Source organism: Xanthobacter sp. ZOL 2024, from assembly GCF_052932325.1.
The window spans coordinates 4,768,327-4,789,315 of record NZ_CM128808.1 but is presented as its reverse complement, the minus strand read 5'-3'; the positions used below and the strand labels follow the sequence as shown (position 1 = coordinate 4,789,315).

21 protein-coding genes and 1 pseudogene are annotated in these 20,989 nt (G+C 65.3%); 9 read left to right on the top strand and 13 right to left on the bottom strand.

All coding sequences use genetic code 11. The features are described from left to right. Positions 1-35: 35 nt before the first annotated feature. The 5 genes from ACU4E7_RS21930 to ACU4E7_RS21910 form a co-directional block, all read right to left on the bottom strand. Positions 36-410, bottom strand: a complete 375-nt coding sequence (locus ACU4E7_RS21930; protein ID WP_447021688.1) for a CopG family transcriptional regulator — start codon at positions 408-410, stop codon at positions 36-38. Positions 411-416: 6 nt separating this feature from the next. Then, positions 417-1,202: an IclR family transcriptional regulator gene (locus ACU4E7_RS21925; RefSeq protein ID WP_238120931.1), complete on the bottom strand. Its 786-nt coding sequence runs from the start codon at positions 1,200-1,202 to the stop codon at positions 417-419. Positions 1,203-1,276: 74 nt separating this feature from the next. Continuing rightward, positions 1,277-2,167 carry an oxidoreductase gene (locus ACU4E7_RS21920; protein WP_238120932.1) on the bottom strand — a complete coding sequence of 297 codons (891 nt, stop codon included), beginning with the start codon at positions 2,165-2,167 and terminating at the stop codon, positions 1,277-1,279. A gap of 24 nt (positions 2,168-2,191) precedes the next feature. Next, on the bottom strand, positions 2,192-3,640 hold the full coding sequence (locus tag ACU4E7_RS21915) for an NAD-dependent succinate-semialdehyde dehydrogenase (protein WP_238120933.1): 1,449 nt from the start codon (positions 3,638-3,640) through the stop codon (positions 2,192-2,194). Positions 3,641-3,674: 34 nt separating this feature from the next. Continuing rightward, entirely contained in the window at positions 3,675-4,646 is a 972-nt protein-coding gene (locus ACU4E7_RS21910) for a Bug family tripartite tricarboxylate transporter substrate binding protein (RefSeq protein ID WP_238120934.1), read from the bottom strand. A gap of 219 nt (positions 4,647-4,865) precedes the next feature. Here ACU4E7_RS21910 and ACU4E7_RS21905 point away from each other — a divergent pair, with 219 nt between their 5' ends. The 7 genes from ACU4E7_RS21905 to ACU4E7_RS21875 all read left to right on the top strand — a co-directional run bounded on the left by ACU4E7_RS21905 (position 4,866) and on the right by ACU4E7_RS21875 (position 13,397). Beyond that, the gene (locus ACU4E7_RS21905) at positions 4,866-6,032 is read left to right on the top strand and encodes an acyl-CoA dehydrogenase family protein (RefSeq protein ID WP_238120935.1); all 1,167 of its coding nucleotides are present in this window, start codon (positions 4,866-4,868) and stop codon (positions 6,030-6,032) included. Further along, positions 6,029-7,126, top strand: a complete 1,098-nt coding sequence (locus ACU4E7_RS21900) for an acyl-CoA dehydrogenase family protein (RefSeq protein WP_447020138.1) — start codon at positions 6,029-6,031, stop codon at positions 7,124-7,126. Before ACU4E7_RS21905 ends, ACU4E7_RS21900 begins: the two co-directional genes overlap by 4 nt. After that, complete coding sequence (locus ACU4E7_RS21895) at positions 7,119-9,233, top strand: acetate--CoA ligase family protein (protein ID WP_447020137.1); 2,115 nt, start codon at positions 7,119-7,121, stop codon at positions 9,231-9,233. Before ACU4E7_RS21900 ends, ACU4E7_RS21895 begins: the two co-directional genes overlap by 8 nt. Next, positions 9,230-10,015, top strand: a complete 786-nt coding sequence (locus ACU4E7_RS21890; RefSeq protein ID WP_447020136.1) for an enoyl-CoA hydratase/isomerase family protein — start codon at positions 9,230-9,232, stop codon at positions 10,013-10,015. The genes ACU4E7_RS21895 and ACU4E7_RS21890 overlap by 4 nt, the downstream gene beginning before the upstream one ends. Before the next feature lie 184 nt (positions 10,016-10,199). Then, a complete protein-coding gene (locus ACU4E7_RS21885) occupies positions 10,200-10,664 on the top strand; it encodes a tripartite tricarboxylate transporter TctB family protein (RefSeq protein WP_447020135.1) in 465 nt (154 codons plus the stop codon). 11 nt (positions 10,665-10,675) lie between these two features. Continuing rightward, positions 10,676-12,175 carry a tripartite tricarboxylate transporter permease gene (locus tag ACU4E7_RS21880; RefSeq protein WP_447020134.1) on the top strand — a complete coding sequence of 500 codons (1,500 nt, stop codon included), beginning with the start codon at positions 10,676-10,678 and terminating at the stop codon, positions 12,173-12,175. Positions 12,176-12,641: 466 nt separating this feature from the next. Then, positions 12,642-13,397: a thioesterase family protein gene (locus tag ACU4E7_RS21875; protein WP_238120941.1), complete on the top strand. Its 756-nt coding sequence runs from the start codon at positions 12,642-12,644 to the stop codon at positions 13,395-13,397. 574 nt (positions 13,398-13,971) lie between these two features. On the opposite strand, the pseudogene ACU4E7_RS21870 reads toward ACU4E7_RS21875, so the two are convergent. Then, positions 13,972-14,124 (bottom strand): annotated as a pseudogene (locus ACU4E7_RS21870) (cold-shock protein); the annotation flags it as partial. An 88-nt stretch (positions 14,125-14,212) separates the two neighbouring features. Between ACU4E7_RS21870 and ACU4E7_RS21865 the strand changes: the two are divergent. Together ACU4E7_RS21865 and ACU4E7_RS21860 are read left to right on the top strand one after the other, a co-directional pair. Further along, complete coding sequence (locus ACU4E7_RS21865; protein ID WP_447020133.1) at positions 14,213-14,347, top strand: hypothetical protein; 135 nt, start codon at positions 14,213-14,215, stop codon at positions 14,345-14,347. Continuing rightward, positions 14,344-15,198: an NAD(P)/FAD-dependent oxidoreductase gene (locus tag ACU4E7_RS21860; RefSeq protein WP_447020132.1), complete on the top strand. Its 855-nt coding sequence runs from the start codon at positions 14,344-14,346 to the stop codon at positions 15,196-15,198. The genes ACU4E7_RS21865 and ACU4E7_RS21860 overlap by 4 nt, the downstream gene beginning before the upstream one ends. Positions 15,199-15,239: 41 nt before the next feature. Here ACU4E7_RS21860 and ACU4E7_RS21855 read toward each other — a convergent pair whose 3' ends face one another. From ACU4E7_RS21855 to ACU4E7_RS21825, 7 genes are all read right to left on the bottom strand, one after another. Next, positions 15,240-16,412 carry an MFS transporter gene (locus tag ACU4E7_RS21855; protein WP_447020131.1) on the bottom strand — a complete coding sequence of 391 codons (1,173 nt, stop codon included), beginning with the start codon at positions 16,410-16,412 and terminating at the stop codon, positions 15,240-15,242. 26 nt (positions 16,413-16,438) lie between these two features. Then, complete coding sequence (gene arsH / locus ACU4E7_RS21850; RefSeq protein WP_447020130.1) at positions 16,439-17,161, bottom strand: arsenical resistance protein ArsH; 723 nt, start codon at positions 17,159-17,161, stop codon at positions 16,439-16,441. Continuing rightward, positions 17,158-18,213, bottom strand: a complete 1,056-nt coding sequence (arsB, locus tag ACU4E7_RS21845; RefSeq protein WP_447020129.1) for an ACR3 family arsenite efflux transporter — start codon at positions 18,211-18,213, stop codon at positions 17,158-17,160. Before arsB ends, arsH begins: the two co-directional genes overlap by 4 nt. A gap of 17 nt (positions 18,214-18,230) precedes the next feature. After that, positions 18,231-18,653, bottom strand: a complete 423-nt coding sequence (gene arsC / locus ACU4E7_RS21840; protein WP_447020128.1) for an arsenate reductase (glutaredoxin) — start codon at positions 18,651-18,653, stop codon at positions 18,231-18,233. Between the two features lie 9 nt (positions 18,654-18,662). Further along, entirely contained in the window at positions 18,663-19,202 is a 540-nt protein-coding gene (locus tag ACU4E7_RS21835; RefSeq protein WP_447020127.1) for an arsenate reductase ArsC, read from the bottom strand. Further along, positions 19,195-19,557 carry an ArsR/SmtB family transcription factor gene (locus tag ACU4E7_RS21830; protein ID WP_447020126.1) on the bottom strand — a complete coding sequence of 121 codons (363 nt, stop codon included), beginning with the start codon at positions 19,555-19,557 and terminating at the stop codon, positions 19,195-19,197. Before ACU4E7_RS21830 ends, ACU4E7_RS21835 begins: the two co-directional genes overlap by 8 nt. 88 nt (positions 19,558-19,645) lie before the next feature. Then, complete coding sequence (locus tag ACU4E7_RS21825; RefSeq protein ID WP_447020125.1) at positions 19,646-20,743, bottom strand: response regulator transcription factor; 1,098 nt, start codon at positions 20,741-20,743, stop codon at positions 19,646-19,648. Between the last annotated feature and the right edge of the window lie 246 nt (positions 20,744-20,989).

Below are 20,989 nucleotides of genomic sequence, written 5' to 3'. Positions count from 1 at the left end.
GCGCGAATAAAGGTCATCGCACCAGAACCGCTTTCTCATGCTTTGGAAACACCGCTGTCCTCAGAAACCTCCTGCACCAATTGCGGCCCCTGCGCGAGCCGCCGCCTCAGCACCACAACGAATGCCTCATACCGCTCCCCCGCCTTGGCTCGCGCGGCTTGGGCCGCGGGCTCGGGCAATGCCTGCGTGGTGACCAGCCAGAACCGCACGAACAGTGCCAACGTCTCTATGGAGATCCCGAGGTTCCGCTCCAGCCGGGCCATACGCCGGTCCAACTGATCGAGGCGTTTGGCGATTGCGGCTTCCCGCTGCTCTGCCGGGTCAGGCGGCAGAAAGGACGCGATCGCCGCCTCAGCGACCAGGGAGTGCGGATGATCGCGCCGCGCGGCATAGTCAGCTAGCAACCCCAGGCGATATCAACCGCCGCAATATTCGCTGACCAATCGCTTCATCGTGATTGCGACGTGCTCAATGCGTGGCTTGAGGCGATGGGTGGGGCCACCGACGCCGAGCGCCATGGGCGGCTGCCGCGATCTGGCTGGTAGCGGAATTGCTATGGCGCTTACGCTTTCGGTGAGCTGATCACTATAGGCATAGCCACGCGCTCGCACCTCCTCCAACTCAGCCGTCAGAACATCCAGCGGCACCACGTCGGCCGGGTCGGTCCGGCGCGCCTCGATCCGCTTGACCAGTTTTCGGATCCGATCCAAGGGCTGCATAGAAAGAAGCGCCAACCCTACTGCGCTGCGGCAGATGGGACGCAGAAGCCCAGGCTTCAAATAATATCTCAGAAGCTCTTGGGACTGCACCGTGTGAATGTATTGGGCAAATATGTCATTCTGGATCGCCAGCATGACTGTTTCGCCAGTTTCTTCCTGTAGCTGTGTCATTAGGGCGATGACCGCCCCTTCTTTGAAGATCTGGCCCTGAACCCATTCCCCGAGCATCGCCACGCGAATGGTGGGGCAGTATTTTTTTTCTCCAGGATCGTAGCTGATGTAATCGAGTGACTGCAGACTCTTGAGCAAAGCGAGCGTGCTCGACGGCGGATAGCCAAGATGGTTGGACAGCTCGGTGAGCGACATCGGCTCCTGATGCCGGTCGAACAATTCCAATATTTCGATCACGCGCCGCGCGGATTTGACGCCCGCCGACCGGCGGGCATCGGGGCCGTCTTCCGGGCTCAGGGGAGCATCTCGCATGAACGATCAACCGTCGCAGAATGGGAGGCCACAATCGATATTGTGGCCGCCATGTTCAGCAGGCTGCCTTGCCGTCAATCCGGCAAAGCAGGCGCGTCGAACGCGACAGATAGGGCAATCGCCTCCCAGGCGTCAAACTCGGCTGTTCCCGCCGCGATCTTGCTGCGCACCCGCGCCAATGCATCCTCCCCCAGAGGAAGCCGCAGGGGCACCGCATCTAGCCGCGATAGGCGGACAAGGACTTTGCCGAGCTTCTTGGGATCATTGGGCTGTGCGCCATCGCGCTGGGCCATGCGTTCTTGCGTGGTGCTGACGGCGGTGCCGGCATAGGCTAGGATCTGGTGCGCCGGTTTGCGAAGTGAGGCTCCGGCGAAAAGGGTGCGAAAAGAGCCGGGTTCCAGGATCGTCACCTTGATCCCGAACGGCGCCACCTCCTGTGCGAGCGCATCGGAAAATCCCTCTACCGCGAACTTACTCGCCGCATAGAAGGCGAAGCCCGGCGACGCCGCATAGCCGCCCAGGGAGGAGGTGTTGAAGATGTGGCCGCAGCCGCGCCCGCGCATGTGTGGTAAGATTGCCTTGGTCACTTCCGCAAGTCCGAAGAAATTAACCTCGAACATCGGCCGATATTCGCTGGCAGAGGTTTCCTCGGCTGCACCTAGAATGCCGAACCCCGCGTTGTTGAGCAGGACGTCGATGGCGCCTGCGCGGGACAGGGCGGCCTCGACCACCTCTCCGATCCGTTGCGTATTGGTCACGTCGAGCTGGAAGCCGTGCGCTGTGCCCGGAAACGCATCGATGAGCGGCTTGATGTTCGCCTCGTCCCGGGCGGTGAGGATGACCGTGTCGCCATATTCGAGCACCACCTGAGCGACCGCGTAGCCCATGCCGGAATCGCATCCGGTTATGAACCAGACCTTGCCAGGTTCGGCATTGGTTGATCCAGTCCTGCCTGTGTTAGTCATGTTCAGAATTCCGCCGCCATTGACCTAAATGCCAAACGCCTGGGTAACCGTCTTTGAAACCGTATAGCTCCGTACCCCTTCGCTTCCGCCTTCCCGGCCGATGCCGCTGTCTTTCACGCCGCCGAATGGAATGCCATTGGTGGAAACGGTCAGATGGTTGATGGCGACAGCGCCGCATTCCAGTGAACCGGCGATGTGCTCAAGCCGGGCGGCATCCTGGCCGAAGACGTAGCCCGCAAGGCCATAGGGAAGCGCATTAGCCTGTGCCAAGACCTCATTGAGGTCCGTATAGCGTGCTAGGCAAGCCACCGGTCCGAAGGGTTCCTCGTGCAAGATCCTGGCGTGTGGCGGAATGTCGGCGAGAATGGTGGGGGGGAAAAAATAACCGGGTCCGGGCTGTTCCACGCCGCCGCACACGAGGCGCGCACCTTGATCGACGGCTTCTGACACCAGCGCATGCACCGCGCTCCGGCGCCGGGGGCTGGCCAGCGGCCCCACGGCCACGCCGGGCTCATGCGGGGCACCGACCTTCAACGCCTGCGTCGCCGCGGCGAACGCTTTCTCGAAATCCCCATAGACCTTCTCATGGATGAAGAACCGCGTCGGGGCGATACAGGCCTGCCCTCCATTGCGGAATTTTGCTGCCACGCAACGCTTTGCGGCGAGGTCGATATCTGCGTCCTCGCAAACGATGACCGGGGCGTGGCCGCCCAGTTCCATAAGGATGGGTTTCATATGCATGCCGGCCCTCTGGGCGAGTTGTTTGCCCACCGGGACTGACCCGGTGAACGTCACCATGCGCACCTCTGGCGCATCGATCAGCTGTTCGGAAACCAGCGCGGGATTGCCGAACACCATGTTGATGACGCCGGCGGGTACGCCCGCATCGGCGAAGGCCTGCACCACGGCCATGGCGCTGGCGGGGGTTTCCTCCGCAGCCTTCATGATGAGGGCGCATCCGGCCGCGAGGGCGCTGCCGATCTTGCGGCATGGCGTGAGAACGGGAGCGTTCCAGGGCGTGAAGGCAGCGACGATGCCCACCGGCTCGGGGACAACCATCTGGCGCAGCCCCGGATCTGAGGGCACAACGCGGCCATAGAGTCGGCGCCCTTCATTGGCGTCCCATTCGACGATGTCGGCGGCGCGCAGGACGTAATTGCGGGCATCGGACATCGGAGTGCCGAGCTCCAGCGCGGACCAGGCCGCGATGGCATCGACACGCTCGCGCAGCAGCCTGCAGGCTGCAAGCTGGATCTCGGTGCGGCGGGCCGGGCCATAGGTCCGCCAGAGAGCCTGGCCCCGCCGGGCGGAGGCCAGGGCTGCCTCGATGGTCGTCGTGTCCGCCTTGGGCACGCGCCCGATGACGGATCCGGACGACGGATCATCGACATCCATGAATGCCGACACCGGCGGGCTCCCCAGCGTCCAGTGGCCATCAATATAAAAGCGAATGTCGGGATAGTCGTAATGCATGAAGAGGTCGTCCCGATGATCGTGGATGCGTGGCTCAGAGGTCTCGAAGGGGCAACTTTTCCTCTGTGGCAAGCTGCTTCCACTCCTGGCCTTCGGTCTTGAGTTTGAGAGCCAGTTCTTCGGGCGTGTCGGGAAGAGGCACAAGACCGCTATGGGCGAGCTTCTCCTTCACGCTCTTTTCGGCAAGCGCCGTGCGCAGCGCTTTGGAGAGCGTGGCGATCTTGGCGGGATCGGTTCCCGTCGGAGCCATGAGCGCGTTCCAGATCTCGAGGACGAAACCGGGAACGCCCGCCTCCTCCATGGTAGGCACGTTGGGAAGGACTTCCAGGCGCGACCTTCCAGACACCGCGATTGCTTTCAACTTCCCCGATTCGATGAGTGGCCCAGCCACGGTGGGGGCCAGGAAGGACATGTCGATCCGCCCCGCAATAAGATCGCTGAGCACAGCGGACTGTCCCGGATAGGGGATGATGTCGAACTGCACGCCGGTGAGCTTGCGGAACAGGGCGATGGAGAGGTCGTCGACGTTCCCGACCGAAGCGATGGTCATGGGAAGCTTGGCAGACTTGGCGTTGGCGATCAGCGTTTTCAGGTCCGGAACTGCCTTGGCGGGCGGCATGACCAGGATGTGGGAATAGCCGGCGACCGAACCGATCGGAACGAAATCGCGCTCAATGTCGAACGGCAGTGACTTATAGCGCGCTCCGGCGACGGTCAGGATGCCATTCGAAGCGAGCAGGAGAGAGTAGCCATCGGGCTGGCTGCTCATCAGAGCGCGCGCGGCGATGGTGCTGTTCGCTCCGGGCCTGTTCTCCACCACGACAGGCTGGCCGAGGGGCGTCGCCATGGCTTCAGCCACGATCCGCGCCGCCTGATCCGTCGGGCCGCCAGCGGCGAAGCCCACGATCATGCGCACCGCACGTTGCGGATAGGGCTCTGCCGCGTGGCTGGCAGTTGGAGCCAAGAGGGCCCCCACCACAAGCGCGCGAATTGTGTTTTTGAACATTCGGTTCCTCCCTCGGGGCTTTGCCCACGTTGAATTGGCGGGCGAACGTTTGTGCCGGACGCCTACCCGCGCAGCCGCTTGCGCCTTTCCGGTGGCGCGCGCCGCTTTAAAAATTCATATATGAAAAAAAATGTTTCACAAGTGAGAAAAGCATCTATTGTCCGTCCGCCGCGATTTGCGAGGCCCGCGATCCGGCACGAAGCGAGTGGAGCAGCGCCTTTGGTCAGTCAGTCCATTCAGTTCGAGCCCCTTCCCCCTCGGCCCGAGCTTGCAGCCCTAAGAGACGAGGTCAGGCGATTCCTGGCGGAGCGCCAGTCTTCCGGCGCTTACGCGCCAGGCGCGGAAGGCTGGGCTGGCTACGACCCAGCCTTCACCCGGGCGCTTGCCCGCAAAGGCTGGATCGGCATGACCTGGCCTAAGCGCTATGGCGGGCACGAGCGCACCGCCATGGAGCGCTTGGTGGTGACGGAAGAGCTGCTTGCCGCGAGCGCGCCGGTCAGGGCGCACTGGGTCGCGGATCGACAGAGCGGCCCGTTGCTGTTGAAATTCGGAACCGAGGACCAGCGTCAGACCTACCTGCCGCGCATTGCGGCCGGGGAGTGTTTCTTCTGCATCGGCATGAGCGAGGCCGATTCAGGCTCGGACCTCGCCTCTATTCGCACCAAGGCGGTGAAGGTGGAGGGGGGCTGGCAGGTCAATGGCGCCAAGCTCTGGACCAGCAACGCCCACCGGGTCCACATGATGATTCTGTTCGCTCGCACGGGCGAAGCCGGGCCGACCCGGCGCGAAGGCGTCAGCCAGTTTCTCGTGGATCTGTCGTCCCCGGGGATCGCGGTGCGTCCGATCCGCAATCTTGCCGGCGAACAGGACTTTAACGAGGTGGTGTTCGACGGCGTGTTTGTGCCGGACGCGATGCTGGTGGGTGAAGAGGGGCAAGGCTGGAAGCAGGTCACAAGCGAGCTTGTCTACGAGCGTAGCGGGCCTGACCGGTGGCTCAGCTCCTACTTCCTGCTCCGCCAACTGGCGGACCAAGCGAAAAGGAAAGGGCCGGACGCCGGTGCGACGCGTCAGGCTGTGGGCCGCCTCGCGGCCCATCTCTGGACCCTCCACCAGATGTCGGGCTCCATTGCCGGAATGGTAGAGGAGGGCTCTCTGCCCAACACCGAGGCGGCGCTCGTCAAGGATCTCGGTACGACCTTCGAGCGGGAGATTCCTGAGGTGGTGCGCAAGGTGGTGCCGGAACAGGCGCGCTTCGGCGCCGCAGGTAATCCGGCCCTCGCCCATGCGCTCGACCATATTTCCCTGCACGCGCCTTCATTCACCATTCGAGGCGGTACGCGCGAGATCCTGCGCGGAATCCTCGCCAAGAGCCTGGGCATGCGATGAACGAACTTACGAAAATGATAAGCGACTCGGCGACAAAGCTGTTCGCCGACACCTGCACGGAGGCGCTCCGCGTCCTTGCCGAACAAGGAGAGTGGCAGAGTTCCTTGTGGGACATGGCGGCCGACCTCGGGCTGACCATGATCCGTCCGGGCGGTCCGGAGGAAGACCCTCTGGATCTCGTGGCGCTCGTCACCATCGCCGGCGTCGCGGGTGCTCACGCGGTTCCCCTTCCGCTGATGGAAAACCTCCTCGCGCGACGCGCTCTGGCTGCGGCGGGGCTGGACGACGAGGCGCTGGAGGGACCCCTTACGCTCGTTGGCCTGCCGTCGGACCTGAACTTGACGGGCGAGCCGGGTAGCTGGCGCCTTTCGGGCCGGCTGGCACGCGTGCCCTGGGGGCGTAACGCGACCGCCGTCGTCGCCACGGCCGCAAGTGCCGACGGGCCTCGTACTGTGGTGGTCATGGGAGCGCAGCCGACCCATCTCGATATCAACTGCGCACACGAGCCGCGCGATACGTTCGATCTCTCGGCTTGGCCGATATCGGATGCAGGGGTTGGCCAACCGGGCACCGCCGCGTCTGCCGGTGTGCTCTATCGTGAGGGCGCGCTGATCCGCGCGGCGCAGATGGCTGGCGCCATGCAGGCTGTGCTGACGATGACCGTTCAATATGCCCGTGAGCGCGTGCAGTTCGGGCGGCCCATTGCCCAGTTCCAGGCCATTCAGCACCAGGTGGTCGAGTTGGCGTCGCAGGCCGCTGCGTCACAGGCCGCTATGCTGGCGGCGGCGCTCGCCGGCGATGGCGCGGCGTTCGAGGCTGGTGCGGCTAAGCTTCGCGCCAGCGAGGCCGCCGGAACCGTCATCGCCGCCGCCCATCAAGTGCATGGCGCTATGGGCTTCACCTATGAGCATCCGCTGCACTTCCACACCCGTCGGCTGATGGCCTGGCGCGATGAATTCGGCAACGAGGTCGAATGGGCGCGCTGGATCGGCGAGCAAGTGGCCTGCCTTGGCGGGGACCATCTGTGGGCCATGATCGTAGCCCCGGAGCAGTATCGTTCACTTCAAACTGAGGCCGTTGCTGGACATGCTTGATCGTTTCTTCAATCCGGCCGGCATCGCGGTGATCGGCGCGTCGGACAGTCCCAGCAAGATCGGCGGCAAGATCCTGCGCATGCTTCAGCGTCACGGCTATGCTGGCGCGCTCTATCCGGTCAATCCGGCCCGTCCCACCGTCGGAGGGCTGGCGGCTTTCGCCCGCGTGGAGGACCTCCCCGATCCCATCGACCTCGCGCTCGTCGCGGTACCGGCGGCCCAGGTGCCCGAAACGCTGGCGCGGTGCGCGCAGCGGGGCATCGGCGGGGCTGTCGTGTTCAGTTCGGGCTTCTCGGAAGAGGGTGAGGAGGGACACCGTCTCCAGCGTGAGATCGCTGAGATCTGCGCCAGCACCAGCCTAAGGGTCTGCGGGCCCAATGCGGAGGGCTTCTACACGGTGGGCGCCAATATCGCCGCCACCTTTAGCCCTGGCGTCAATATCGATGCTCCGGCCCTCGCCGACACGACCCCTCGGTTGGGGATCGTGTCCCAGAGCGGCGGGCTGGGCTTCTCGCTCTACAATCGCGGCTGCCGTCGCAATCTCGCCTTCAGCCACATCGTGAGCGTGGGCAACCAGGTCGATCTGGAGAGCAACGACTTCCTCGACTATCTGCTCGATCAGCCGGCGGTGAAATGCGTGCTGATGTATGTGGAGAGCGTGCGCGATCCCGAGGCCTTCCTGCGCTCGGCGGAGCGTGCCGCCCGCCTGGGCAAGCCCATCATCATGGCGAAGGTGGGCCGTTCCTCAGCCGGGCAGCGCGCGGCACAGTCCCACACCGGAGCCATCGCCGGCTCGGTGCGGGTGTCCGACGCGGTGCTCGATCATTATGGCGTCCAGTCTGCCGACGATCAGGACGACATGCTCGATCTCGCCACGGCGCTCGCCCACCAGCCCCTGCCGCGGGGCAACCGGGTCGCCATCGTTTCCACCTCCGGCGGAACCGGCGTGTGGCTCGCCGACACCTGCGAAGGACACGGCTTTGTGGTCCCGCCCATCGATCCGGAGCGGCAGGCGCGGCTGGCGAGCTTCATCCCGTCCTATGGCTCCACGCAGAACCCGGTCGACATCACGGCCCAGGGGGTGAATGGCTATGCCCAGAGCCTGGAGGTGCTGGGCGATTGCGATGGGATCGACGCCATCATCGTCGCGGCCTCCTTTGCCCATGAGGCGCGTCTATTGAGCGAGGGCAAGGACATCGCGCGGGTCGCGAAATCTCTGGGCAAGCCCGTACTATTCTACACCTATTCGCTGCCCTCGGAGGCGGCGCTGAAGATTCTGAACGAACTCGGCCTGCAGTGCTACACGACCATCACCGGCTGCGTGCGCGGGCTTCAAAGCCTGCTGCGTTACGCCGAGGTGCAGCGAGAAATCGACCAAAGGTTCAGTGTCTCGAAGGCCGTCTCGCCCCCGGCCGATGCGGCCGATGTGCTGCGATCTCCGGGCGCCAGCCTGTGCGAGTATGAGGCCAAAGCCCTGCTTGCAGCTTATGGTCTACCGATCGCGCGCGAGCACTTGGCACAGAGCGCCGCCCAGGCGATGGAGATGGCGCAGGACGTGGGCTTTCCCGTTGCGCTCAAGATCCAGTCGCCGGACATCCCCCACAAGACCGAGGCGGATGGCATCCGTCTCGGTCTGGCGAGCGCTCCTGTCATTGCTGAGGCCTATGATAGCCTCATCTCGGCAGCCGGTCGTCATGCGCCGCAGGCCGATCTGCGCGGGGTTCTGGTCCAGCCAATGGCCCGGCCCGGCGTGGAGATGATCGCGGGCATCCTGCAGGACAGCACGTTCGGTCCGGCGGTCATGATCGGTATGGGCGGGATCTTCGCCGAGATACTCGATGACGTGCAGATCGCGCCTGCTCCGCTCTCACCGGACACCGCGCGGCGGACCATCGAACGCTTGAAGGGATTTCCCATTCTCAACGGTGCACGAGGGCGGCCGGTGTGCGACGTGACGGCCGTGTCCGAGCTGCTAGTTGTGCTGGGCCGGATCGCGGTCGACACGACGGACACGCTCAAGGAGCTGGATCTCAACCCGGTGTTCGTCCACGCGTCGGGCGAGGGCCTCACCATCGTCGATGCGCTGGGTATTTGGAGCGAGCCATGAGCGAAGTGCTTTATGAGGTGAAGGAGCAGGTCGCGGTGATCACGCTGAACCGCCCCGAGAAGCTCAACGCTTTCACCACCGAGATGCTGCATGCCTGGGCCGATGCGCTGTTGGACTCTCAGCGCCGTGACGACGTGCGAGTCATCGTCGTCACCGGGGCAGGGCGCGCCTTCTGCGCCGGGGGCGACGTGGGTTCCATGGACGAGCGCAAGGACGATGGGCCGTTGGCCCGCAAGGAGGGGCTGCGCAGCCGGGTCTATCGGGTGCCGCTCGCCCTCCTGGATATCGACAAGCCGGTGCTGGTGGCGGTGAACGGAGTCGCCACGGGTGCCGGCATGGACATGGCGCTGATGGGCGATATCCGCATCGCGGGGTGCAGTGCGCGTTTCGCCGAAACTTATGTGCGCATCGGGATCATGGCTGGCGACGGAGGGGCTTGGTACCTGCCGCGCCTGATCGGCATGCCGAAGGCGCTCGAGCTGCTGTGGACCGGCCGCTTCGTGGAAGCCGATGAGGCGGAGCGCATCGGACTGGTGAATTCGGTGGTGGATGACGCCTGCCTGATGAACCACACGATGGATCTGGCGGCGCGGATCGCAGCGGGGCCGCCGCTGGCTATCCGTTTCATGAAGCGTGCCGCTTATCAGGGCGTGACCATGGATCTGAGGACGCACCTCGATCAGGTTTCCTCCCACATGGGGCTGCTCTTCTCGTCGCGCGACCACAAGGAAGCCGTTGCAGCTTATCGGGAGCGGCGCCCGCCCATCTTCGAGGGGCGCTAGCGAACGGCGCGGGGGCGGGGGCCTCCCATCGCAGCCGGTCATGGGGCCCGACCCGCCGCGGTGGCTGGCTTCGGCTAGGCGGATCTAAAGCGGCCACACCTTGCCCGGACTTCCAGATGAGACTGGCGCCGCTTTCGTATTCAAGAAGAATGTACTGAGAACAGTACTATTGAGGGAGGGGTGCGTGCCTTTGGTCAAGAACCCAACGAATGTGTTGTGCGGGGCCGTGTTCATCGTCCTGGGTGGGGTGTTTGCGTTTCAGGCAAGCGGCCTCATGTTCGGGAGCGCGGGGCGCATGGGGCCGGGATACTTCCCCATGGTGCTGTCGGTGGTCCTCGCCTTGTTCGGGGTGCTGCTGGTGGTGCTCGGCCTGCGGGTGCCGGGTGCCCAGGTTCATCGCGTCTTCGCCTGGCGCGGCTTCATCATGCTGCTTTGCGCCGTCATTACCTTCGCCGCCGCCATGCAGCCCCTCGGCTTCCTGCCGGCGGTGGCCGCCAGCGTGCTCCTCGCCTTCCTGGGCAGCCGGAGCTTCTCGCTTGCCGCCGCCCTTCCTCTCGCCGCCGGTTTCACCTTCTTCAGCTGGCTCGTCTTCATCAAGGGGTTGGGGCTGCCGATCCAGCTCATCGGGCCTTGGCTCGGCGGATACTGAGGGGCAGGGCCATGGAACTCATTGATCATCTCGGCCTCGGCTTCACCGTCGCGCTGAGCTTCCAGAACATCCTCTACTGCTTCATCGGGGTGCTGCTGGGCACTCTGATCGGTGTGCTGCCGGGCCTCGGGCCGGTGGCCACCATTGCCATGCTCCTGCCGATCACCTTCGGGCTGTCGCCCGTGGCGGCGCTCATCATGCTCGCCGGCATCTATTACGGTGCGCAGTATGGCGGCTCCACCACGGCGATCCTCATTAACCTGCCGGGGGAGAGCTCCTCGGTGGTTACCGCGCTGGATGGTCACCAGATGGCCCGCAAGGGCCGGGCCGGGGCGGCTTTGGCCACCGCGGCACTGGGCTCGTTCTTCGCCGGCTCGGTGGCCACCGTGCTGCTGGCGGTCCTTTCCCCGCCATTGGCGCAGGTGGCGCTGGCCTTCGGACCGCCGGAATATTTCTCGCTGATGGTCCTCGGCCTCGTCGCCTCGGTGACGCTGGCCTCCGGCTCCATGATCAAGGCCCTGGGCATGATCGTGCTCGGCCTCCTGCTCGGTCTCTCCGGACAGGACATCTATACGGGCACGAGCCGCCTCACCTTCGGTCTGCCCGAACTCGCGGACGGCTTCGACTTCGTGGCGGTGGCCATGGGCATGTTCGGCATCGGCGAGGTGATCCGGAATCTTGAGGACGAGACCAGACGTTCCTTCGTCTCCGCCAAGGTGAAGGGGCTTTTGCTCACCAAGGAGGAGTTCAAGGCCATCATCGCCCCGGTGATCCGCGGCACGGCGCTGGGCTCCATCCTCGGCATCCTGCCGGGAGGCGGGGCGATGCTGTCCTCGTTTGCCTCCTACTCGCTGGAGAAGAAGGTCTCCAGGCATCCGCAGGAGTTCGGCAAGGGGGCCATCGCCGGCGTGGCGGGGCCGGAGAGCGCCAACAATGCGGGGGCCCAGACCTCTTTCATCCCCATGCTCACGCTCGGCATCCCCTCCAATCCGGTGATGGCGTTGATGATCGGGGCGATGATCATCCAGGGCATCACGCCCGGGCCGAACGTGATGAGCGAGAAGCCGGAGCTGTTCTGGGGGCTGATCGCCTCCATGTGGATCGGAAATGCCATGCTGGTGCTGCTCAACCTGCCCTTGATCGGGCTGTGGGTGCGGCTCCTGAGCGTGCCGTACCACCTCTTGTTCCCGGCCATCGTGGCGTTCTGCTGCATCGGCGTCTACAGCGTGAACAACAACCCGACGGACGTGTACACCATGGCCGCCTTCAGCGTGCTGGGCTATGTGCTGGTGAAGCTGGAATGCGAGCCGGCCCCGCTGCTGCTCGGCTTCGTGATCGGGCCGATGCTGGAGGAATATCTGCGGCGGGCGATGCTGATCTCCCGCGGCGATCCCACGGTGTTCGTCACCCAGCCGATCTCTGCCGCGTTGCTGGCGCTGGCCGCTTTCGCGCTGGTCGCCGTCCTCCTTCCCGCCATCCGGCAGACACGGGACGAGGCCTTCCAGGAATAGCCGGCAGGGTGCAGGCAAGGGCAGGTTCAAAATAGCAGAACCCGCCCTTCGGGTCTCTGCGATGACCGTCTCGCGTATCTGTCCATACGGTGACGCGATCGAGTACTGGAGGGATCGAGATCTGCTCGCAGGCGAGGTGACGCTGCGCTGCTGTGCAAGGGCGCGCGGCGTCGCGTGGGAGTGCCTCGCACTGCGCTGGATCATCCGGTTGCGTCGGTGTTATGGCTCGCGAACGCGCTGGCCGCTACGGACATCGGGTTGAGGACGGGCCAGTTGATCAGTACCGGCGCGCTGACTGATCTGGTGTGCGCCCGGGCTGGCGAAACCGATGTGGCGGACTTTGGGGCCTGCGGGTCGGTCAGTGTGGCCTTTGTTTGAGGACCGGATTGCATTTCGCAGGCTGGCCTCTATTCCGGTCGCAACAGAGGAGGGAATATTGCTTCAGACGTCGGCGGAGAGCGCGTGTGTGATCGAGGCGCTTGGCGGTGGTCGGTGGCAGCCGGGACCTTTTGCCCGCGGCCCATTCAATGGCGTCCATGGCGGAGTGGTCACGAGCATGATGGCCGCGGAAATGGAGCGGGCGGCGCCCGATGGCCTGCGGCCTCTCTCCGTTCGCACGGACTTTCTCCGGCCGACTCCTTTGGGTTGCCCGTTGCAGGTCAGCGTGCAACCGGTTCGCGTTGGCCGTCGCGTGGCCTTGTTCGATGCGACCCTAAGCGCTGAAGGTGAGATAACGGCGCGCTGCTCGATGACATTCGTCGGGGAGACGCCCATTTCGACCCTTGAGGCTGATTATGCTTCGGATGCGCCGCCGCCCGCAATCGACCCTGAAGCACTGCCGCCGCGTGTTTCTAGCGCATCTCATGGCCTGCCGTGGCTGCTGGATGTCCTGGATCCACGCGCGGCGCCGGATGGCGCCGTGTGGTTTCGCTGGAAGATGCCGCTTTTCCCCAGGGCCTCAGCCTTTCTTGCCGCTCTTTCTCCCGCTGACACCATCCATGGCATGGCGCGTCCCGGTCTGCCGGGTCCGCCACCGGTTGCGGGCTATCCCAACGTGGATCTCTCCGTGCACTTCACGCGCGCGCCAGAAGGTGAATGGATCGGCGTGAGGCCCGTGACGCGATGGCTGGCGAGCGGCGCGGGCCTCGGCTTCGGCGATTTGGTGGACCGTGCTGGCGCCTTCGGTCATGGCGCGATGGGCGTTGTGCTCCTGCCGGCCTGAAGTGCTCGGCTCAGGATCCATCGGTTTGTGGCGATCGATCCTATTCAGGCTCTTTGAGGAGACTGAATATGGGCGATCGGTACGGGCTGATCGACACGTAGATGGCGTTAATACATGGAAATAAACGATATAATTATATTATATTATGGATAATTGAGTTTATAATTGTTTCATTTATATGAATCGAGCCCAGCACTGTCCTTATCGCGAGTGCCCCATGTCTGTGACAGGGGCGCCCTATCAGGAGGATACGTTCCGCCCGCTGACCGATGGAGCCGAAGCAGGTCACCTGGGTAAAATCAGCGAATTCATGCGCTAAGGCTTTCATCACGGCCATGCTCGGTCTCCTAGCCCTCCTTCTTTGTAGGAACCGCGCCAATGCGGCCTTCCGGGAGCCGTGATCGAGAGCGTAGGCCGTTTTTGACGCTTAAAATACTCAGAATATTCTGATATTATCCAAGGATGTCAATTCAACAGCAAAAAGCTCTGCCTTAATGGGGCGGAGCCTTCCACTGTTCTCTTCAAGTGCACTTCTGTCGTTGCCAGTACATCCGTGATCAACGCCACGAAAACGTCACGCAGCCTGAAGATTGCCTGCCGAGCTTTTGCCAGTCCGGTCGTTCCGGACGATCTCGAACTGGAGCTTCTGTCCTTCAGAGAGGGACTGCATCCCCGCCCGCTCCACGGCCGAGATATGCACGAACACATCCGCTCCGCCGCTCTCAGGGGCGCTGTTCTCCTTCCTCGCCTCGTTCGACAATCTGCCGATCTCCTTTTTCTTCGGCAGCGCGCAGACCAACACCTTGCCGGTGGTGATGCTGAGCTACATCGAGAACCAGTTCGATCCCTCCATCGCCGCCCTCAGCACCCTGCAGCTGCTGCTCGCGGTGATCTGCCTGCTCGCTGCCGATCGGATCTACGGCATCGAGAAGATGACGGTGGCGGCGTGATCCCGCGGCGGCCGGCGCGGTGCCCGCCGCCCCTCTTTCCTCAAGTCCCGCACCCGGCGCGCGAGGCGATCTCGCGTTGCGCCGGCGGCTGGCTGCACCGGGGCGGTGGCCACATCAACCCCTATGCCTTCACCGTCGGCCTGGCCCGTGGGGTCGCCGGCACCGGCGTGCGCATCTTCGAGGGCAGCCCGGCCACGGCCTTGAAGAGGGTAGGGGGGCTGTGGCAGGTGACGACGCCGGCTGGTACCGTGCGGGCGCCGCGGGTCGCCCTCGCCACCGGCGCCCATACCGGCGATCTGTGGCCGGGTCTGCGGCGGACCTTCGTGCCGGTCACGTCCTATCAGGTGGCGACCGCGCCGCTGGGATCGCTCGCCGCGCGCATCCTGCCGGGAGATGAGGCCTTCTCGGACACCCGCCGCGATCTGCGCTACATGCGGAAGGATCGCGAGGGGCGTCTCGTCTCCGGGGCGGCGCTGGCGATCCAGATGGGGGCGGCATCCCGGTTGCCGGCGGCGGTGCGGCGGCGGCTGGCGCAGCTCTTTCCCGAGCTCGCGGCGGTGCCGATGCCGGATTTCTGGGGCGGGCGCATTGCGATGACGGTCGATCGGCTGCCCCATCTCCATCGCACCGACGAAGGCCTCGCCGCCTGGGTCGGGTGCAATGGGCGGGGACTGGCCCTGTGCTGCGGGATGGGCACGGTGCTGGCCGATGCGGTGCTCGGCCGGCCCGATGCCGAGCTGGCCCTGCCGCCCACTCCACCGAAGCCGTTGCCCCTGCACGGTTTCGTCACCGCCACCGCGCGGATGATCCTGCCTTATTATCGCTGGCTGGATGGGCGCGAGGTCCATTGAGCCACCGGGGCATCGCCGGCACGAGCCTCATGGCGTCCGGATCACACCTGCCGGCGCCAGAGCAGCACCAGCAGCGTGCCCGACACCAGCCACAGCATCAGCATGGCCGCGAGCACGCTTTGGGCGCCGCCTGCGGTGAGGAGATAGGCGGCGCCGAGCGGCGCGAGGGCCTGGGCCAGCAGGGCGGGCCGGGCGAGGCGTCCGGCGAGCCGCGGATAGCGCGCCGCACCCAGCAGCGCCAGCGGCACCGTGCCCTTGGCGATGGAGAAGATGCCGTTGCCGGCGCCATAGGCGGCTAGTGCCATGGCAACGATAGGGAAGCCAGCGGCGAGAAGCATCAGGCCAAGGCCCATCAGCCCCACCGCGCCGGCCATGGTCCATAGAGGATGATGCCGGCCGCCGCTCAACTGCTCGACGATGCGCGCCAGGACCTGCGCGGGGCCGATGATGGCGCCAGCGGCCACCGCTTCGGCGAGGCTGAAGCCGCGCGCCTGCAACAGCGCCAGCACCTGCACCGACATGGTGGAGGCAATGGCCCCGACCAGGGTGACGATGCCGGCGAGAAGGAGAAAGGCGGTGTGCTCGCGCCCGTGTAGCGCGAGGGGCTCGGACTTCGCGGTCACGTCGTCCTGCGCGCCTGCCCGGATGGTCGCGGGGAGAAACGCCGCCAGCAGCGGGAGACACACGCACAGCTGGGCCGCGGCATAGGCGAGGCAGGCGCCCCGCCAGCCCACATGGGCCTCCAGTGCGGCCGAGAGCGGCCAGCAGACGGTGCTGGCAAAGCCGCCCCAGAGGGTCAGCAGGGTAATGGGCCGGCGGGCGGCGGCGCCATAAAGGTGGCCCAGGGTGGCGAAGGCCGCATCATAGAGGCTCGCCGCCATGCCGAGGCCGATGAGGCACCAGCCGACGGCAAACACGGCGAGGTGCGGCGCCGTGGCGACCACCGTGAGGCCGAGGGCAATGCACGCGCAGCCGGCCATCAGCACCGGCCGGCCGCCTCGCGCATGGATCCACACGCCCACGCGGGGAGAGGCGACGCCGGCCACCAGCAGCCCCAACGAAAGGCTGCCCATGATCCAGGGCATGGGCCAGCCGGTGTCGCGGGCGATGGGCGCGGCCAGCACCGCAAGAAGGTAGAAGGAGGAGCCCCAGGTCAGGATCTGGACGATGCCGAGGGCATTGACGACGCGGCGCTGGGCGCGGCGCTCAGGCAACCCGCAGGGGGCCGCAGCCGAGGCGTTCACCGCAGGGCTGGGCCGAGGGCCAGCCGCTCCTCCAGCTTCGCGGCCGCTTCCTTGCGCTCGCTGTAGCGGTCGGTGAGATAGGGGGAGATGTCACGGGTCAGCAGGGTGAATTTCACCAGCTCTTCCATCACGTCGACCACCCGGTCGTAATAGCCGGACGGCTTCATGCGGCCACCTTCCTCGAACTCCTGATAGGCCTTGGCCACGGACGACTGGTTGGGGACGGTGAGCATGCGCATCCAGCGGCCGAGAATGCGCATCTGGTTCACCGCATTGAAGGATTGCGAGCCGCCGCACACCTGCATCAGGGCCAGGGTTCGGCCCTGGGTGGGGCGGATGGCGCCCATGGCGAGGGGAATCCAGTCGATCTGCGCCTTCATCACGGCGCTCATGGCGCCGTGCCGTTCCGGGCTGCACCACACCTGACCTTCCGACCACAAGGTCAGCGCGCGCAGTTCCTGCACCTTGGGATGCTCCACCGGTGCCCCGTCCGGCAGCGGCAGGCCGTCGGCATGGAAGACGCGGGTTTCGGCACCGAAATGGCGCAGCAGCCGTTCGGCCTCCAGCGTCAGCAGACGGGAATAGGAGCGCTCCCGGAGCGAGCCGTAAAGCAGCAGGATGCGCGGCGGATGGCGCGACGGCGTGACGGGGAACAACCGTTCGGGGGAGGGAATGTCGAGCAGGCCCTCATCCACGTTTGGCAGGCTGGTGTCGGTCACGGCGTGCTCCTTGCCGCCGCGCCGGTGGCGGCTCCACGTTCATACCAGCCCTTGGAGCGGTTCACGATCCAGACGACCGACAGCATCACCGGCACCTCGATCAGCACCCCCACCACGGTGGCGAGCGCGGCGCCGGAGGTGAAGCCAAACAGGGAGATGGCCGCCGCCACCGCCAGCTCGAAGAAGTTGGAGGCGCCGATGAGGGCGGAGGGGCCGGCGACGCAATGGGCCTCGCCGACGATCCGGTTCAGCACATAGGCAAGGCCGGCGTTGAAATAGACCTGGATCAGGATCGGCACCGCCAGCAGCGCGATGACCAGGGGCTGGGCGATGATGGCCTCGCCTTGAAAGCCGAACAGCAGCACCAATGTGGCGAGCAGCGCCACCAGGGAGAGCGGGCCGAGCCGCGACAGAAGACGGTCCAGCGCCGCCTGTCCACCGTGCGCCAGCAGCCGGCGCCGCAGCATCTGCGCGGCGATCACCGGAATGACGATGTAGAGCACCACCGACAGCACCAGCGTGCCCCACGGCACGGTGATGGCGGAGAGGCCCAGCAGCAGCGCGACGATGGGGGCGAAGGCCACCACCATGATGGCGTCGTTGAGCGCCACCTGGGACAGGGTGAAATGGGGCTCGCCTCGGGTCAGGTTCGACCACACGAACACCATGGCGGTGCAGGGCGCGGCGGCGAGGATGATGAGGCCGGCGATATAGCTGTCGATCTGGTCGGCGGGCAGCAGGGGGCGGAACAGCCAGCCGATGAACAGCCAGCCCAGCAGCGCCATGGAAAAGGGCTTCACCGCCCAGTTCACCAGCAGCGTCACGCCGATGCCCCGCCAGTGCTTTCCCACTTCGCCCAGGGCGGCGAAATCGATCTTCAGCAGCATGGGCACGATCATCAGCCAGATCAGCACCGCCACCGGCAGGTTCACCTGGGCGATCTCGATGCCGCCGATGGCGTGGAACACCGCCGGCGCCAGATGGCCGAGGAGCACGCCCGCGACGATGCACAGGCCGACCCACACGGTGAGATACCGCTCGAACAGGGACATGGGGGATCTCCGATGGCTCAGCCGGCGACACGATGGCCGGCGGCGTCCACCACGCGCTCGCCATCTTCCTTGGAGAAGGCGCCCTGCTGCGGGGGCAGCAGGTCCAGCACCAATTCGGAGGGGCGGCACAAGCGCACGCCCTTGGGCGAGGCGACGATGGGGCGGTTGATGAGAATGGGATGGGCCATCATGGCGTTGAGCAGCGCATCGTCGGACAGGGCCGGGTCGCCGAGGCCGAGTTCGGCATAGGGCGTACCTTTTTCCCGCAACACGTCACGCACCGAAAGGCCGGCGCGGGCGATGAGCTGCTGCAGCAGCGCGCGGGAGGGCGGCGTCTTCAGATATTCGATCACGTGCGGCTCGATGCCCGCATTGCGGATCATGGCCAGGGTGTTGCGCGAGGTGCCGCAGTCCGGGTTGTGGTAGATGATGACGTCCATGATCAGGCCTCACGCCACATCCGGCCGGGGGGAGGTGGCGCCGGCCAGATGGCCGATGGCCCGCAGCTTGGCGTCCAGCGCCAGCCGGTCCAGCCGGGCGATGGGCAGGGCGGTGAAGACCGAGATGCGGTTCTTCAGGTAGCGGAAGGCCGCGTTGAACGCCGCCTCCTTGGCGACGTCCGACCCTTCCACCGCGGCGGGGTCCTCGATGCCCCAATGGGCGGTCATGGGCTGGCCCGGCCAGAGGGGGCAGGCTTCGCCCGCGGCGTTGTCACAGACCGTGAAGACGAAATCCATGACCGGCGCGCCGGGCTCGGCGAACTCGAGCCAGCTCTTGGAGCGGAAGCCTTGCGCAGGATAGTTATAGGCTTCAAGCGTCTTGAGGGCGAAGGGGTTCACCTCCCCCTTGGGCGCGCTGCCCGCAGAGAAGGCCCGGAAGCGGCCGGCGCCATCCTTGCCCAGGATGCTTTCGGCGAGGATGGAACGGGCGGAATTGCCGGTGCACAGAAACAGCACGTTATAGACGTGCCCGTGAGCAACCTCAGGCATGGGTGTCGTCCTTGTTCGGTTCGCAGGCGCAGGAGAGGGCGGCGACCGCGGGCGCGCACACCTCGGGATGTCCGCTGCAGCAGTCGCGCATGAGGAAGGCGATGAGGTCGGAGAGGGCCGGATAGACGGCGCTGTAGATGATGGAGCGCCCTTCACGCCGCGATTGAACCAGCCCGGCGTGTTCCAGATGGCTCAGGTGGAAGGACAGGCGGGAGGAGGAGGCGTCGCCCAGCGCCGCGCCGATGGCACCCGCTGGACGCCCCTCAGGTCCAGCCTCGACCAGCAGGCGCACGATGCGCAGCCGCGTCTCCTGGGCCAGGGCGGCGAAGACGGAAAGGGCGTGGGTCTCGTCCATAATTCAATAACTCAATGAATATTGAGATATTGAATGCGTACATCGTTCCAGCGCCGCCCGCAAGCCATGAGTGGCCGGGCCGGCAGGGTCAGCCCGGCGTCGCGTCGCGCCGGGGATCGAGGTGCTGCATCACGTGCTTCACAAGGGCGCGTTCGGAGCCCACGCCGGTCTTGCGATACATGCGCAGCCGGCAGTTCTTGATGGTGCCCTTGCTGAGGTTGAGCTTCTGGGCAATGCCGCCGGTGGTTTCGCCATTCATGAGCAGGAGCACGATCTCCCGCTCGCGTGGCGTGAAGATCTTCAGCGCTTCCTCCAGCAGGCGGTCGGGATCCTCCACCCGGGGCGGGGCATCGGTGTCGAGCACATACATGCGCCCGCCCGGTGCCAGCGGGAAATCGCGATCGAATGCCTCCACCTTCACGGTGAACGGCGGCAGCGCCCGCGGCTGGCAATCGCCGGTGGTGTGCAAGTCCTCTACCAGCGTCGTCAGCGCCGGCTCGCCCGCCGCCGCCTTCCGCCAGGCCTCGTTGGAGAAGACATCCACCCCGAAGCGGTCCTTGATGAGGGTGGGGCGGGTGATGAAGCCTTCCACCTGCGGCCCGCGCAGGTGGCGCAGGCTGTTGAACAGGGCGCCCAGATGGGAGCGGTGGAAACCCTCCAGCATGGGGAAGATGAGCTTGGCGCGTGCGATATCCGCCGGTGAGAAGCCACCGCTCTCCCGCTCCAGGAACAGCCCGAAGCAGCAGTGGCCCACCGTGGAGAAGAAAATGCCGAGCTCGTCGGAGATGCTGGCGACGGTCTGGAACACCTTGTGGTAGAGGTCCCAGGCGCGGCCCGGAGCGCGCACGTCATTCAGCTGAAGCACGCCTGGATTGCCATTATTGCGCCAATACTCGGAAAACGGGTCGACCGAGGCGTAGATATTAGTGTAATATGCAACCACATCGCTCGCCACGTTCTTGGTGAAGAGCACGTCGGGCGGGGCCACGCGCGAATAGCGAATAATCCAGCACGCATCATGGTCGATGGCGGCGCCGAACAATTCCACCAGCTCGCGATGAAAGCGGTCGCTGCCGATCACCCGCGCCACCTGTCCCACATGGGCGAACCACTCCGGACTGTTCAGCGGCACGGCGCTGTATCGCCCGAATGCGGAAGCCAGTGGAACGGGAAGTGATTCTGCCATGCCTCACGCTCCCGTCGGCATGTGTGTACACTTGAATAGTTCCGATCTGAGTAAAGCCGAGCGGTTGCCCCCTGGCAATGCGGACGTTGCGTCATCATGCTCCCTATCTCTTTCGATGTTGCAGTGCATATGGGGGGTGAAGCCGCCGGCAATTCTGCCTTTTCGGCGAGCGTTGCCGCCCGGCATCTCGCGGCTGCGAGGAACGTCGGGCGGAGTTCGGGTGGAAGCTGCACGCAAAGGGGCCTC